The sequence below is a fragment of the Arthrobacter sp. Z4-13 genome (assembly GCF_054792705.1).
In genome coordinates this window covers 1989134-2004055 of record NZ_CP096459.1, presented here as the reverse complement: position 1 = coordinate 2004055, position 14922 = coordinate 1989134, and the positions used below count along the sequence as shown (strand labels likewise).

The window sequence follows — 14922 nt, the reverse complement described above, 5'->3', positions numbered from 1 at the left end:
GCCGGCAGCAGCAGGCGGTGGGTTAGAGGACGGAAGAATAGGCCACGACGCCGCGGCGGATCAGCGATATGGCGTCGGAGCAAAGGCGCGCGAGGCGGGGATCCAGGCCGGGAATCTTGGCCAGTTGGTCCAGCAGGTCAACCACCTGCTTCACCCACCGGACAAAGTCCCCCGCTGCGAGGTCCGTACCGTTCAGGACGTCCTGCAGGTGCCGGCCACGCGCCCACTTGTAAATTGGCCATACCAGACCCAGTTCAGGCTCGCCGGTCAGCGGAAGCTTGTTTTCCTCTTCCGTATCCTCAAGCGCGGACCATTCCCGGATAACGATGTCCACCGAGGTCTCCAGCGAGACACTGGGCATCCTCGGCCGCATGCCGCGGTCCTCGCGCTTGGCCTGGTACACCAGGACGCTGGCAAGGGCTGCGACTTCCACGGCGTCAAGGTCATCGAAGGCGCCGAGCCGGAGGGACTGGGAAATCAGCAGGTCCTTTTCGCCGTAGATCCGCCTCAGCCTCTGCCCGTCCGGGCTGATGTTCAGCCTGCCGTCAGGGGACGGTTCCAGGTAGCCGTAGGAGGACAGGACATCACAGACCCGGTCGAAAGTTTTGGCGATGGTGTTGGTGCGGCCCTGGATCTGCCGCACCAGGCCATCCGTCTCCCGCCGCAGCTTCCACCAGCGCTCTGACCAGCGTGCGTGATCCTCCCGTTCGCTGCACCCGTGGCACGGGTGGGCACGGAGGGCACGCCGAAGGTCCGCGATGCGCTTTTCCTGGTTTGGCAGGGCCGTGGCGAGGCCAAAATCGTTGTTGCGGTTATTGCCCGGGGCCGGTGGGCGGTTCTCCCGCAGTGCGTTGCGGGCAGAGGATGCGAGGTCGCGCCGTGACTTGGGGACCTTGGCATTAAACGACTTGGGGATGCGGATGCGCGTTACCGGCGCAATGGGACCTTCGAGGTCATCGGTCCCGATGCGGCGCAACTGGTTGTCCAATGTCAGCACGGCGGGGCGCGGTTCCCGGCTGCTGTGGTCTGAGCTCAGGACAATGGCGGGTCCGGGGGCCCGCCCGCCCGGGACATTCACTACGTCTCCCGGAAGCAGGCGCGCCAGCGAATCGTCGCTCAGCGACTTCCGGGCACGTGACTTCGTCCGGGAAGTGACGTTCTCGGCGTCCGACAGTTCCCGGCGCAACCGGGCGTACTCGGTAAAGTCCCCGAGGTGGCAGGTCATCGATTTCGCGTAGCCGGCCAGCGATTCCTCGCGGCTGCGGACCTGTTTGGCCAGGCCCACTACCGAGCGGTCCGCCTGGAACTGCGCGAAGGAGGATTCCAGGATCTCGCGGGCCCTCACCCGGCCGAATTGGGCCAGGAGGTTGATGCTCATGTTGTAGGTGGGCCGAAAGCTCGAGTTCAAGGGGTAGGTGCGCCGTGATGCCAGGCCGGCCACAGCTGTTGGGTCCGTACCGGGCTGCCAGAGCACCACGGCGTGGCCTTCGATGTCGATGCCCCGCCGGCCGGCCCGGCCGGTCAGCTGGGTGTACTCCCCTGCAGTGATGTCCACGTGCGCTTCACCGTTGAATTTGTCCAGCTTTTCAAGCACAACGGAGCGGGCTGGCATGTTGACGCCCAAGGCAAGGGTCTCGGTGGCGAAAACGGCCTTGACCAGGCCGTCCGCGAAGAGCTTCTCCACCACTTCCTTAAAGGTTGGCAGCATGCCGGCGTGGTGCGCAGCGAAACCGCGAAGCAGGCCGTCCCGCCAGGTCCAGAAGCCCAGCACGTCCAGGTCGTCCGGCGGGATGTCATGGCCGGCCTCGTCGACGCGCTCTGCGATGATCCGCTGCTCTTTTTCGGTGGTGAGCCACAGCCCGGAACCGACGCACTGTGCAACGGCAGCGTCACAACCGGCCCGGGAGAAGATAAACGTGATGGCAGGCAGGAGGTCCATGCGGTCAAGGCTTGCGATGACCTGCGGCCGGCTGGCCGGGCGGACCCCCCGTTCGTCACCGCCCCTGCCTGGCCGGTCATTTCCCCGCCTGCCGCGCTGGCCGCGGCCAGGGGCGGACCTGGCGCGGAAGCTCTGCATGCTTTCACTGCGGGCAACGGTGAGCAGGTCCGGGTTGACGTCGAATCCGCGTCCTGTGGGGCTGCCCTTCTTGCCGTCCTTGGCCGGTATGTCCCCGGGCTCCGCATCAATGGGCGGAGCGATTTCGTCGAAGGTGGTTTCCCCGGCAAAAAGGTCCATGATCTGGCGGCCCACCATGACGTGCTGCCATAGCGGCACGGGCCGGTGTTCGGACACGATGACGTCCGTATCGCCGCGGACCGTATCAAGCCAGGCGCCGAACTCCTCGGCGTTGGAGACGGTGGCACTGAGCGAGGCCACCTGCACTTCGCTGGGGAGGTGGATGATGACTTCTTCCCAGACGGCACCGCGGAAGCGGTCGGCAAGGTAGTGCACCTCGTCCATCACCACGTAGCCCAGGTCGCCCAGGGTAGCCGAATCGGCGTACAGCATGTTGCGCAGGACTTCAGTGGTCATCACCACCACGGGAGCATCACCGTTGATGCTGGTGTCACCGGTCAGCAGGCCCACGCTGTCCGCCCCGTACTTGTCGCTGAGCTCGGTGAACTTCTGGTTGCTCAGCGCCTTGATAGGGGTGGTGTAAAAAGCCTTCAGGCCCCGCTCGAGGGCCAGGTAGATGGCGAATTCCCCAACAATGGTTTTGCCCGCACCGGTAGGCGCCGCCACCAGCACTCCCTTGCCCTCCTGCAGGGAACGGCAGGCCTGACGCTGGAAGTCATCGAGTTCAAAATCGAGGGTGCGGGAGAAGGCTCCGAGGTAGGTGGCTGCCTCTGCCCGCTGCTCGGCGCTGATACGGTACTTCTCTGCCGGTGAAAGCTCTTCATGATCGCTCGGACCGGTAGAGAATGGCCTGGGCTGGAACGAACCGTCGTTGGAGGACATACCCCAAGCCTAATGGGCTCTTAGAGGTTCTTCAGCTCACTGCCCGGGGTGGCGACGTCAGCTGTGGCCTCAGTCTCGGCCATCCGCTTGGCAGAACGGCGCGCCCTGCGTTTGTCATTCATGAGGCAGACCCCGATGGCCGCAAAGAACAGCACCAGCAGCGGGCCGGCCAGCATAAACATGGAGATGGCGTCAGCACCGGGGGCAGCGATGGCCGCGAGGACAAACACCAGGAACACGGTGATGCGCCATGCCTTGAGGATGGTTTGGCCGGAGATAACACCGGCCATGTTGATGCCCACCAGCACCACGGGAACCAGGAAGGCAATGCCCAACACCAGGACCATCCGCGTGACGAAGTCGATGTAATCGCGGGCGTCAATGATGTTGGAAAACCCGGCCGGGGTGAACTGCGTGAGGGCGCGGACAACTTGGGGGACAACAAGCCAGCCGGCCCATATCCCGCTGAGGAACAGCGGGACCGCCACTGCCATGTAACCCAGGGTGTAACGGCGTTCCTGGCTAGTAAGCCCGGGAGTGATGAACGCCCACAGTTGGTAGATCCAGATTGGGCTGGAAATGACGAGCCCGATAATGAGTGACATCTGGAGTTGGAAGTCGAATGCCGAGCCAATGTTCGAAAAGTTGACCGACGATACGCCGCCGGTCTGCTGGGCAATCCGGTCGACCGGTTCCTTAAGCGCAGTCAGCAGGGGGTTGTAAAGTATCCAGCCTCCAATGCCGCCAATGACGACGCCGATAGCCGACTTGATCAGCCGGTTCTTCAGCTCCTTGAGGTGGTCCCAAAGAGCCATCCGCCCCTCGGGGTTGGCTTTACGGGCCCGCGACAGTGCCACTGGGGGTCAGGCGCGGTTCGACGGCGGAACGTCAGTGCCGTCTGTCGGCTCGCCGGGCTTCGCCTGGGGGTGGTTGACGATGGTGCCTTCCACCGGACCTGAGGCGTCCGTGGACTCGGTCTTGCCGTCGTTCTTCATTTCCTTGACTTCGGATTTGATGATTCGCATGGACTGTCCAAGGCTGCGTGCCATCGCCGGAAGTTTGGGCGCGGCAAAAAGAAGCAAAGCAACAACGATGATAATTACGATGGGCCAGGGGCCATCAAAGAGTCTTCCCACGGGAAATCCTTTCGTCTAAGTACATTTTACTTCTAAGTGAAGTCCAGATCGCCGAGCGCCTGCGGCTGGCCCCGGTCCGTCTTGCGCTGAACCCGTTTGAGCCGGCGTTCTTCCCGTCGGGACGACTTGGATGCCTCGTAATCATGTCGCATGACAGTCGGCGAGGCAAAAACTGCGGAACCCGGGTGCGGCTTCGCCGGATCCGGGTCCATGGCCGTCTGTTCCATGGGGCCCAATTGCCCCAGCTTTTCCCCTGCTGCCCCCAGATCCTTGAGGGTGGCCATGAACTGGCGGAACAGCCCGATGCCCAAAATGACATAGAGGAGCAGTGACAGCGCAACGAGCGCCACCCATATCAGGATCCAAAACCACCAAGGCATGCTGAGAAGTCTAGCCGCCGTACCTGGCCAGCGACGCCGCCAGCCACGTGCGCGCCGCGTCGGCCAGCTCCACGGGTGCCAGGATGCGCGCGGAACCGCCGTGCTGGGCCACGAACATTGGAAGCCACGCAGTGTTGCCGAACCGTATCTCGGCCACCAGCCCGCCGTCGTCGAGCTCTGCGGTGCGTTCCGCGTAGTAATCGTCCGCCAGCCCCCTCCCTTGCCGGGTGAGCTGGACGGTGACGATCGTATCGTCGTCCTTGGCCGTGAACAGCTTTGCCGGAACCCCCTCGGTCGGCGTGGTCCCTGCTGGAACGGGCCGTCCATTCGGGTAAATGTCCTGAACGCGGTCCAGGCGGAAGTTCCTCAGCCCTTCCACGGAATGGCAGTAGGCCTCGAAGTACCAAATATTGTCCAGCGAGTAGAGGCGCAGCGGGTCCACGTCCCGTTCGGATACGCTGTCCCGCTGGGGAGCCAGGTACCTCAGGCGCAGCTGGGACCCGGATGCGATGGCCTGCCTGACGGTGGCGTGCGTGGTGGCATCGGCGGGTGCCACCACCGGCCCGGCAAGGGAGGCTGCACGCAACCCCTCCTCGCCGGCGGCCGCCAGGAGCTTGAGCGTCACCGATTCCAGGGCACTACCCTCAGCTACCTCCGGCAGGCCGTTCAGCGTCTCCAGCCCGGTCAGGAGGGCGCAGGCCTCTTCCACGGTGAAGCGTACGGGTTTGGTCAGGTCGAGGTCCTGGGTGATGTAGACGTGCTCGTCCTCCCACTGGATGTCCAGCAAGTCATCGGGGTATCCCTCCGGCAGGCCTGAACAAATGAGGATCTGCAGGTCATCCTCGAGTTCCTTTCTGCTGATGCCGAAGTGTTCAGCAACGTCCTGAATGTGCAGGCCCTGATTGTGCACCAGGAAGGGCACCAGCTGGAGCATCCGCTTGAGCTGGTCCTCTGAGGTGCGCGCGCGGACGGGACGGGCAGGTACGGCGGCGAACCGGAACTGGGGAACTGCGGCGGCGCTGAACTGGGCTGCGGCACGAAGCCTGCGCCGGACGGCGTCGGCAAGCTCAGCGGGAGCCACGGCCTGGGCGTCAGGGCCGTAGGAAGCCAGCTCTTCGGCCAGGACCTCCGGGTCCCGGTACTGCAGGCTGATTCGCTCGTAGCCGGCTTCGGGTTGATCACCGGCGGGGCTGTCCCGGGCCACCTTCCGGGCCGCGTCCTGGACAACACCGCGGCCGCGCAGTGCCAGCAGGCGCCCCTTCCGGACGTCCACGACGGCGGTGCGCAGCGGCAGTTCGGGCAGGCGGTCCAGTTCCTGCCGGATGTTGAAGTCGCGCGGGGGCGTGAATTGTTCCCGTTCGAGGGTGGTCACCGCGCTGGTGAAGCGGGAGAGCCGGAAGTGGCGGGGTGCCTTCCGGGTCCGGTCATAGCCCGCGAGATACCAGTGCCCGAAGCGGCTGCCCAGGCCCCAGGGCTCTACAGTCCGTTGCTCCTCGGTTCCAGTGCTGCCTGCAAGGTAGGTGAACGCGACGGGGTGCTTGGCATGCATCGCCGCAACGAGGTCGTCGAAGGCCTGGCCTGCGGGTTTGATCCTGGGCTGGACCCCCGCGGGTAGTTGGACGTCCGCCATCGCGCCGGACGCCTGGAGCTTTCGCAGGGCGCTCTGGGCGGCTGTGCCCAGCGCTGCCCGCTCCCAGAGCTGGGAGGCCAGGAGAAGAACTGTCCACTCATCCGGTCCGAGCTGGACGTCCGGCAGGCGATTGGATTCCTTGCCGATCCGATAGCGGGTGGTGGCAGGATCGTCTTCGCTCCAGCCCAGGTCCGTCAGCGTTTCGACGTCAAACCCGAACTTGCGCAGATCGCTTTTGTCCCGTTCGAACATGCGGCCGAAGGATGCCTCATTGCCGGGGGTGTCGCGATAGATCGTTTCCCGCAGTTCACTGCGGCGCAGGCCGTACCTCGTGTTGAGCAGGGCGATCAGCAGGTTCAGGAGGCGTTCAGTACGGGATGCGGACACCCTCGTTACGTTACTAAACTCCGTGCCGGAACGCAGGAAGCGCGGCAGCAACAGGATGTGATGGTCCTGTTGCTGCCGCGCTCCCGGCGGCTTGGTGCGCTGGGGTCAGCGAACGCCCACGAGGTCAACCACGAAGATCAGGGCTTCGTTGGGAGCGATGGCTCCACCGGCGCCACGGGAACCGTAGGCAAGCTCGGAGGGGATTTCGAGGCGGCGGCGGCCGCCTACCTTCATGCCCAGGAGGCCCTGGTCCCAGCCCTGGATGACCTGGCCGACTCCCACGCGGAAATCAAGCGGCGCGCCGCGGCCCCAGGAGGCATCGAATTCTTCGCCGGTGGACCAGGCTACGCCCACGTAGTGGGTGGAAACGGTGTCTCCGGCTTGGGCCTCCCGGCCGTCGCCTTCGATGAGGTCGGTGATGACCAGTTCCGTGGGGACCTCGCCCTCGGGAAAATCGATCTCGGGCTTCTGGCGGTCAAAATCCCGCTGTCCAAAAGACATGGTTGCTCCTTGGTGTCTGGCAGATGGTGTGCTGCAGTTCGATGCCGCGGCGGGGGCCGGGCCTGTTGCCATTGTTGCTACTTGGCTCCGAGGATGTCCACTACGAAGACAAGATCGCCCTTGGCCTCGCCCTGGCCGGCGTCGCCGTAGGCCAGGTCCTTGGGGATAACCAGCAGGACGCGCGAGCCCACGGTTTTGCCGGCAAGGCCCTGGGTCCAGCCCTTGATGACGCCGGTGAGCGGGAAGCTTGCGGGTTCGCCCCGGTCGAAGCTCGAGTCAAATTTCTTTCCGCCCACCAGGGTTACGCCAACGTAGTTCACTGTCAGGGTGTCGGACTCCTTGACGGTGGCGCCGTTGCCTTTGATGAGGTCCTGGGATACCAGCGCGGTGGGAGCGGCAACACCTTCCACATTGATCTCGGGGATGCCGTCCTTCTCGGTGACGGTGGGCAAGCCGGCCGGCGGGGTTACCGTCTCACCTTCGGGCTTCTCCAGCGCAGGGGTTACGTCGGATGCGGAAAGCACCTTGATGATGAGCAGTTGCGTGGGCTGGGCTGCGGCTGACGGGCTTGCGCTGGCACCGCCGGAGGGGCTGGGGGCGGCAGCGGTTGCCTGTCCGGGCACAGCGACAGCCAGGGTTGATCCTATCTTTGCACCCACGAACGCGTCGTAAACGAACGGGCTGCCGGTCTTTAGCTCCTCGTCCAGCGGCAAGGGCTGTGGTTCTTCAGGGAACGTATCCTGCAGCGTGGATCCGTCCGTGCCGTTCAGGGCAAGGAGGGAAATGTTGGCAACCTGGTTGGCCTTGACCTTGTCGCCGTCGCCCTCGGTGACCACCTTGATGGTGGGTTCAGCGACTTCAAGCGGCTTGGTGAATTCCACGCCGGGAGCTTTTTTGTCCCCGTTGTCGGTCAGTTTGAGGGAGTCGAACTTTGCAGTCTCACCAGCAGACTTGCTGGTGGGTTCCGGCTCTGCGGTCGACCCGCCGCAGGCGGTGAGCAGCAGCAGGGCGGGAAGAAGGAGTGCTAGTAGTCGGCGCACGTAAGAGAACTTTCGTCGGGGCAAGGTGGAGGCGGTGATCCGCAACTCGGCGGACGGCACCGCGGCAGGCCCTCGAAAGGGCTCTATCCAGAATAGCCCCTGAAGCTGGGTGTCAGCCCATAGAGTCGAGAAGGGCATCCACGCGATCATCCACGCTGCGGAACGGATCCTTGCACAGGATCGTCTGGTGCGCCCGGTCGTTCAATTTCAGGTGTACCCAATCCACGGTGTAGTCCCGGCCCAACTCCTGCGCCCGCCGGACGAAGTCACCGCGAAGTTTCGCACGGGTGGTTTGCGGCGGCGCGTCGACGGCGTCCTTGATGACCGTGTCGTCCACGATGCGCCGCACGGCACCGCGGGACTGCAGGATGTAGTAGAGGCCGCGGCTGCGGGAGATGTCGTGGTACGTCAGGTCGAGCTGGGCTATCCGCGGGGCGTCCAAACCGAGCCCGTGGCGTTCGCGGTAGTTGTCCATCAGCTTCTTCTTGATGGCCCAGTCGATCTCCGTGTCGATGGTGCGGGTGTCACCGCTTTCGATGGCCTTCAGGGTCCGCTCCCAGAGGTCGAGGATCACCGGGACATGGGGGTTGTGGGCCCCGTGCTCCTTGACGAAGGCGGTCACCTTGGTGAGGTACTCCTGCTGGATCTCCAGTGCTGTCAGCTGGCGCCCGTTGGCCAGGCGGACCAGCGCCCGGCCACTGAGGTCGTGGGAAATTTCGCGGATGCTGCGGATAGGGTTTTCCATCCGCATGTCGCGCATGATGACCCCGGCCTCGATCATTCTCAGCACCAGGTCAACCGTGCCCACCTTCATCAGGGCAGTGGCTTCAGACATGTTCGAATCGCCGACGATGACGTGGAGGCGCCGATAGAACTCGGCATCAGCGTGCGGTTCATCACGGGTATTGATAATGGGCCGGGACCGGGTGGTGGCTGAGGAAACGCCTTCCCAGATGTGGTCTGCCCGCTGGGAAAAGGCGAAGGTGGCCCCGTGCGGGGTCTTCAGGATTTTCCCGGCACCGGCAATGAGTTGCCGGGTGACCAGGAAGGGGATCAGGATCTCGGCCAGCCGGGAAAATTCACCTCGGCGGGGAATGAGGTAGTTCTCGTGGCTGCCGTAGGAGTTCCCGGCTGAGTCCGTGTTGTTCTTGAACAGGTACACGGTGCCGTTGAAGCCCTCGGCGGCGAGGCGGGCCTGAGCCTCGTCCACGAGGTCGTCAAGGATGAGCTCCCCGGCCCGGTCGTGGGCGATCAACTGGGCGAGGTCGTCACACTCCGCCGTGGCGTACTCGGGATGGGACCCTACGTCGAGGTACAGCCGGGAGCCGTTCGTGAGGAATACGTTGGATGAACGGCCCCAGCTGACCACCTTGCGGAAGAGGTACCGGGCCACCTCCTCCGGGGCAAGAGGCCTTGAGTCAGGGCTGGAATAGGAGATCCCGAATTCCGTTTCAATGCCAAAGATTCTCTTGTCCATGTTTCCTCCTAGGCCAGCAGTGCAGTGATATCCGCGTCGTCAAGCCGGCGGAAGGCGCGACGGGAACCGCGCGAGTTCTCCGACGACCTGTCCAGGACGGCAACTTCCACTGCCTTCGCGGGCAGTGCCTTCGGCTGTTCGCCCGTTTCAGCCGCCGGAACCAGTGCTGACAAGGCAAGCCGCAGGGCGTCGGCAAAGCTCAGTGAACTGCGCCAGCCCTCCTCGATTGCTGCGGACACCTTGTCTGCCTGACCGCCCATCACAACAAACTGGTGTTCGTCGGCGATGGAACCGTCAAAAGTGAGGCGGTAGAGATGGTCCTCGGCCTGCGTGGGGCCCACCTCGGCTACTGCAAGTTCAACCTCAAACGGCTTCTGTTCGGCGGTGAAGACGGCGCCGAGGCTTTGTGCATAAACGCTGGCCAGGCCGCGGGCTGTGACATCCTCGCGGTCGTAGGAGTAGCCCCGAACGTCCGCGTACCTCACGCCGGCCTGCCGAAGGCTTTCAAATTCGTTATATTTCCCGACGGCGGCGAACGCTATTTTGTCGTAAATCTCGCCAATTTTATGGAGGGACGGTGATGGGTTCTCGGCCACCAGCGCAATGCCATCCGCACAGCTGATGACGGCAACCGACCTGCCGCGGGCTATCCCTTTCCGTGCGAAATCCGCACGGTCCTTCATCAGCTGTTCGGGCGATACGTAAAACTGCTGTGTCATCTTAGGCCTCCCGTCCGGCATTGGTGCGGGCTTCGATGATATTTCCGGCGGCGGCAGCGAGCACGTTCTCAGCTACCCGCCGCGCGCCGGACCGGTCCACGGTGTAGATGACGGGCCACAGCTGGCGGACGGTATCCGGGCCTCCGGTGGCGGAATCGTCGTCGGCCGCGTCGTAGAGGGCTTCGACGGCGACGGAGACTGCTTCAGCCTCGCTCAGGTTTGGCCGCCACAGCTTCTTCAGGGCACCCCGGGCAAAGACGGAGCCGGAGCCGACAGTATGGTGCTCGTGTTCCTCGTACCTGCCGCCGGTGACGTCATAAGAGAAAAGCCTTCCAACACCGGCGCTGGTGTCGAACCCGGCGAAGAGCGGCACCACGGCGAGTCCCTGCATGGCGAGGGGAAGGTTGCCGCGGATCATCGCTCCGAGCCTGTTGGCTTTGCCTTCCAGGCTAAGGAGGGTGCCCTCAATCTTCTCGTAGTGTTCCAGTTCCACCTGGAACAGCCGGGTGAGGTCAATGGCTATTCCGGCAGTGCCGGCGATGCCCAGGACGGAGTATCGGTCAGCGGGAAAGACTTTTTCAATGTGCCTGCTGGCAATCACGTTGCCCATGGTGGCCCGCCGGTCCCCCGCCATCAGCACACCGCCGGCGTAGCCCATGGCCACGATGGTGGTGGCGTGCGGCACCTGCAGCGGTGCGGTCACGGGCGCAGCGCCTTGAAGTCCCCTGCTGTATGGCAGGAGTTCGGGCCGGTCCCGTTGCAGATGTTCGGTAAAGGACGAGGTGGCGTTGGCGGCTACCTGGTGGGCGGTTGATTCCTGCACTCATGCACTCCTTGAACGTAGTTCTTCAACGTCGGTACAGATTCCGGCCGTCCGCGGCTTCCGCCACCCGCCGGGTCCGGGTTACTGACCGCCTTTTTGGACGAATGCGCGCACGAATTCCTCGGCGTTGGATTCGAGCACTCCGTCGATCTCGTCGAGGAGGTCGTCCACGCCTTCGGTTGATGCTGATGCCTGCGCTTCGGGCGGCGCGGGCGGGGCCTCGGGAATGTCCTCGTCGACCTGGCTGTCGCGCGATTGCGGCTGCTGCTGCTCCTGGCCTGCCATTGTTACCTCTCCCTTTCCTGCCGTTGGATCCGGCGGATCCACCGATATGCCCATCCTGCCACGATGCAGGCCGTCCGGCGCGGTTTACGCCGCAGGCGGAGCGGTGTTGTGTCCCAGGAGCTCCGCGAGGAATGGACCCGCTTCCCGGTAGCGCTGGAACAACGCTCCGGTCAGGGCTCTGGTTCCCCGAAGGGGTTCCCGGGTGGGCACCCGCTGAAGCCTGCCGTAGCCAGGGACGTCGAAGATTACCGAGTCCCAGCTGGCCCCCACCACGTCCTTGCCGAAGTTGCTGATGCACTTTCCGCGGAAGAACGCACGGGTGTCCGGCGGCGGCTCGCCCACGGCAGCCGCTATGGCGCCGTCGTCGACAATCCTGTCCATGCGGTTCCTGGCAAGAAACCGGTAGTACAAGCCCTTTTCCGGCCTGATGTCCGCCCACTGCAGATCAATGAGCCCAAGCCGGGCATCTTTCCACTCCAGGCCGTCACGTTCACGGTAACCATCCAGGAGCGAGAGCTTTGCCAGCCACTCCACGGAGCTGGCCGCAGCGGCCCTGTCGCTGTCCAGCTGCGTGAGCACAGTGGCCCACCGGTCCAGGACGTCATGGGTGTGCCCGTCACCGTCGATGGCATCACCAACACCTGTGTCCTGCGCCAGCTTGGCCGCGGCCTCGTGGTAGATCCATTGGAGGTCGAGTGCCGTGACGCGCCGGCCGTCCAGCAGCCTCATGGTTGCGGTGAGGGACGTATCGTGACTCACGGTTTGGAGGGCGGCCACCGGTTCGTAAACCTCAATCTTTGGCGCCAGCCCGGCCTCGATGAGGCTGAGGACCATGGCCGTGGTCCCGAACTTCAGGTAGTTGGAGACCTGGCTGAGGTTGGCATCGCCAATGATGACGTGCAGCCGGCGGTATTTGTCCGCGGTGGAGTGCGGCTCATCCCGGGTGTTAATGATGGGACGGCGGATGGTGGTCTCGAGGCCCACTTCGGCTTCAAAGAAATCGGCACGCTGGCTGATCTGGTAGCCGGGAGTGGAAGCGTCCTGGCCGATCCCCACCCGGCCGGACCCGCAGAGGATCTGCCGGCTGATGAAGAAGGGCGTCAAACCGCGGACGATGTCCCCGAACGGAACGGAGCGGGGCATGAGGTAGTTCTCGTGGGACCCGTAGGACACTGATTTATTGTCGGTGTTGTTCTTGTAGAGGTTCACCGGCGGCAGGTCGGGATCCGCGCTCAAACGCCGTACGGTGGCCAGCGCAACGAGGTCACCCGCGGCGTCCCACGTGACGGCATCACGCGGGTTCGTCACCTCGGGGCTCGAATACTCGGGGTGGGCGTGGTCAACGTACAGCCTGGCACCGTTGCCCAGGACCATGTTCATCAGGAGGGTGCCGGACTCATCCTGCCCGTCGAGCTCCAGTTCCTCCCGGCCGTAGGCCAGCGCCACTGCTTCAGCGTCCAGCACCGGCGGTTGGTCGGTCAGTTGGCTGGGGTGGGCGGTTGCCCTGTCCACTGTCCAGCCCCTTGCATCATGGAGGGGCTCCTCGTCGGTGTAGTCCCACCGCGTTTCCGCTCCGCCGGCCGCACGTTGGCGGGTCACCTGGGCATACGCCTGGACCACCCTCGCGCTCATCATGGTGGCGTTCGCGGACGGGGCGGACGGGGCATGGATGCCGTATTCGGTTTCTGCTCCCATAACCCGCATGGCCCCGCCCGCAGGGAGGGCGCCCCCGGCGGCCGGCTCCGGCGCAGCCGTCATAGATACTGCCCTGTGCTCGGCATTGTTTCGATCGACTTTCCAGGCTCCTGGCCGGCCTTGCCCTGCACGATGGTGCGGATGTAGGTGATCCGCTCACCCTTCTTGCCGGAGATCCGGGCCCAGTCGTCCGGGTTGGTGGTGTTGGGCATGTCCTCATGCTCACGGAACTCGTCCACCACGGCCCGCAGCAGGTGCTCGATCCGGAGCCCCTTCTGGTGAGTGGTCAGCAGGTCCTTGATCGCGTACTTTTTTGCCCGGTCCACCACGTTCTGCACCACGGCACCGGAGTTGAAGTCCTTGAAATAGAGCATCTCTGTGTCGCCGTTGGCATAGGTGACTTCCAGGAATTCATTGGACTTGTCCGTGGAGTACATGGCTTCCACGGTGCGCTGGACCATTGCGTCCACCGTGGCCTGGACGTCGCCGTCATGCTCGGCAAGGTCAGATTCATGGAATGGCAGGTCCGTAGTGATGTACTTGTTGAAGATGTCCGCGGCAGCCTCGGCATCCGGGCGGTGGATCTTTACTTTGACATCCAGCCGCCCCGGCCGAAGGATGGCCGGGTCAATCATGTCCTCGCGGTTGGACGCGCCGATCACAATGACGTTGTCCAGCCGCTCCACGCCGTCGATCTCGCTGAGCAGCTGGGGCACGATGGTCGTTTCGACGTCGGAGGAAATGCCGGTGCCACGGGTGCGGAACAGCGAATCCATCTCATCGAAAAACACCACTACGGGGCTGCCGTCCGACGCTTTTTCGCGGGCGCGGGCGAAGATCAGCCGGATATGCCGCTCCGTCTCGCCAACATACTTGTCCAGGAGCTCAGGGCCCTTGATGTTCAGGAAGTAGCTTTTCAGGTCCACGTTTCCGGAGCGTTCGGCGGCGCGCGCAGCGAGCGAATTGGCGACGGCCTTCGCAATGAGGGTTTTACCGCAGCCGGGAGGACCGTAGAGCAGGATGCCCTTCGGAGCCTTCAGGCCGTGTTCCCGGTAGAGGTCCGGGTGCAGGAACGGCAGTTCGACGGCGTCGCGGATCTGTTCGATCTGCGGTCCCAGTCCGCCGATGTCCTCGTAGGTAATGTCAGGGACCTCTTCCAGGACCAGGTTTTCCACCTCGGACCGGGGCACTTTCTCCAGCGCATAACCGGTGCGCGAGTCGATGGAGAGGGCATCGCCCACCCGGAGCTTCTCGGCCAGGAGAGCGCCCGAAAGCCGGACCACCCGCTCTTCATCGGCCCGTCCCACCACGAGGACGCGGTCTGAGCCAAGCAACTCCTTCAGCGTGGCCAGCTCGCCTGCCCGCTCGTAGCCGAGTCCGGCAACGACCAGGAGCGCCTCGTTCAGGAGCACTTCCTGGCCCACGGCCAACTGGTTGATGTTCACCAGCGGGCTGACGCCCACGCGCATCTTCCGGCCTGCGTTGAAGATGTCCACTGATTCTTCAGTGGCTGCCTGCCCGCTGCTGCCCGGCGAGGGCAGCCTGCGCGGGTTCAGCTGGAGAACGGTGCCGAAGCTGTAGGGAGGCTGTCCTTCCTGGTCCAACGCGTTCTTCAGCCGGAGAATCTCGGCCTTCGCGGCTTCAAGCATCGTGACCAGCTTGGTATTGTTCTGCGTTGCCGCAGCCAGCTGGCGGTCGATATGCCTGAGCTTGTCCCTGAGGATGTTGACCTGGCGGTCCGCAACCGAGAGGTCGTTGGCGGCAGACTGCTCTGCCGGTGTACGTCCGGAGTCCTGGTTTGGCGTCTCCATGATGTATCAGCCCCTTCCTGCACTTGTATTAAGACCTTAGCCCCAAGATGGCAGGTAGGGAGGGAGACTCCCGAAATAT

The 14922-nt window shown here is 64.0% G+C and carries 13 protein-coding genes; all 13 read right to left on the bottom strand.

Annotation, left to right across the window (positions count from 1 at the left end; translation table 11 throughout):
- Positions 1–22 precede the first annotated feature (22 nt).
- On the bottom strand, positions 23–2959 hold the full coding sequence (locus M1E07_RS10920; protein WP_461190212.1) for a DEAD/DEAH box helicase: 2937 nt from the start codon (positions 2957–2959) through the stop codon (positions 23–25).
- A 20-nt stretch (positions 2960–2979) separates the two neighbouring features.
- Positions 2980–3774: a twin-arginine translocase subunit TatC gene (tatC, locus tag M1E07_RS10915; RefSeq protein WP_461190211.1), complete on the bottom strand. Its 795-nt coding sequence runs from the start codon at positions 3772–3774 to the stop codon at positions 2980–2982.
- Between the two features lie 48 nt (positions 3775–3822).
- Positions 3823–4095 carry a Sec-independent protein translocase subunit TatA gene (tatA, locus tag M1E07_RS10910; protein ID WP_307095033.1) on the bottom strand — a complete coding sequence of 91 codons (273 nt, stop codon included), beginning with the start codon at positions 4093–4095 and terminating at the stop codon, positions 3823–3825.
- A gap of 32 nt (positions 4096–4127) precedes the next feature.
- Positions 4128–4475: a hypothetical protein gene (locus M1E07_RS10905; RefSeq protein WP_461190210.1), complete on the bottom strand. Its 348-nt coding sequence runs from the start codon at positions 4473–4475 to the stop codon at positions 4128–4130.
- Positions 4476–4485: 10 nt separating this feature from the next.
- Complete coding sequence (locus tag M1E07_RS10900) at positions 4486–6492, bottom strand: helix-turn-helix transcriptional regulator (protein WP_461190209.1); 2007 nt, start codon at positions 6490–6492, stop codon at positions 4486–4488.
- Between the two features lie 105 nt (positions 6493–6597).
- Positions 6598–6993 (bottom strand): FKBP-type peptidyl-prolyl cis-trans isomerase, encoded by a 396-nt coding sequence (locus M1E07_RS10895; protein WP_461190208.1) that lies wholly within the window; start codon positions 6991–6993, stop codon positions 6598–6600.
- 77 nt (positions 6994–7070) lie between these two features.
- Positions 7071–8033, bottom strand: a complete 963-nt coding sequence (locus tag M1E07_RS10890) for an FKBP-type peptidyl-prolyl cis-trans isomerase (RefSeq protein WP_461190207.1) — start codon at positions 8031–8033, stop codon at positions 7071–7073.
- A 112-nt stretch (positions 8034–8145) separates the two neighbouring features.
- Complete coding sequence (pafA, locus tag M1E07_RS10885; protein WP_461190206.1) at positions 8146–9510, bottom strand: Pup--protein ligase; 1365 nt, start codon at positions 9508–9510, stop codon at positions 8146–8148.
- 8 nt (positions 9511–9518) lie between these two features.
- The gene (gene prcA / locus M1E07_RS10880; RefSeq protein ID WP_461190205.1) at positions 9519–10229 is read right to left on the bottom strand and encodes a proteasome subunit alpha; all 711 of its coding nucleotides are present in this window, start codon (positions 10227–10229) and stop codon (positions 9519–9521) included.
- 1 nt (position 10230) lies between these two features.
- A complete protein-coding gene (gene prcB / locus M1E07_RS10875; protein ID WP_461190204.1) occupies positions 10231–11052 on the bottom strand; it encodes a proteasome subunit beta in 822 nt (273 codons plus the stop codon).
- A gap of 81 nt (positions 11053–11133) precedes the next feature.
- A complete protein-coding gene (locus tag M1E07_RS10870; protein WP_015937113.1) occupies positions 11134–11337 on the bottom strand; it encodes a ubiquitin-like protein Pup in 204 nt (67 codons plus the stop codon).
- A gap of 84 nt (positions 11338–11421) precedes the next feature.
- The gene (gene dop, locus M1E07_RS10865; RefSeq protein WP_461190203.1) at positions 11422–13095 is read right to left on the bottom strand and encodes a depupylase/deamidase Dop; all 1674 of its coding nucleotides are present in this window, start codon (positions 13093–13095) and stop codon (positions 11422–11424) included.
- Positions 13092–14843 (bottom strand): proteasome ATPase, encoded by a 1752-nt coding sequence (gene arc / locus M1E07_RS10860; RefSeq protein WP_461190202.1) that lies wholly within the window; start codon positions 14841–14843, stop codon positions 13092–13094. The genes dop and arc overlap by 4 nt, the downstream gene beginning before the upstream one ends.
- Between the last annotated feature and the right edge of the window lie 79 nt (positions 14844–14922).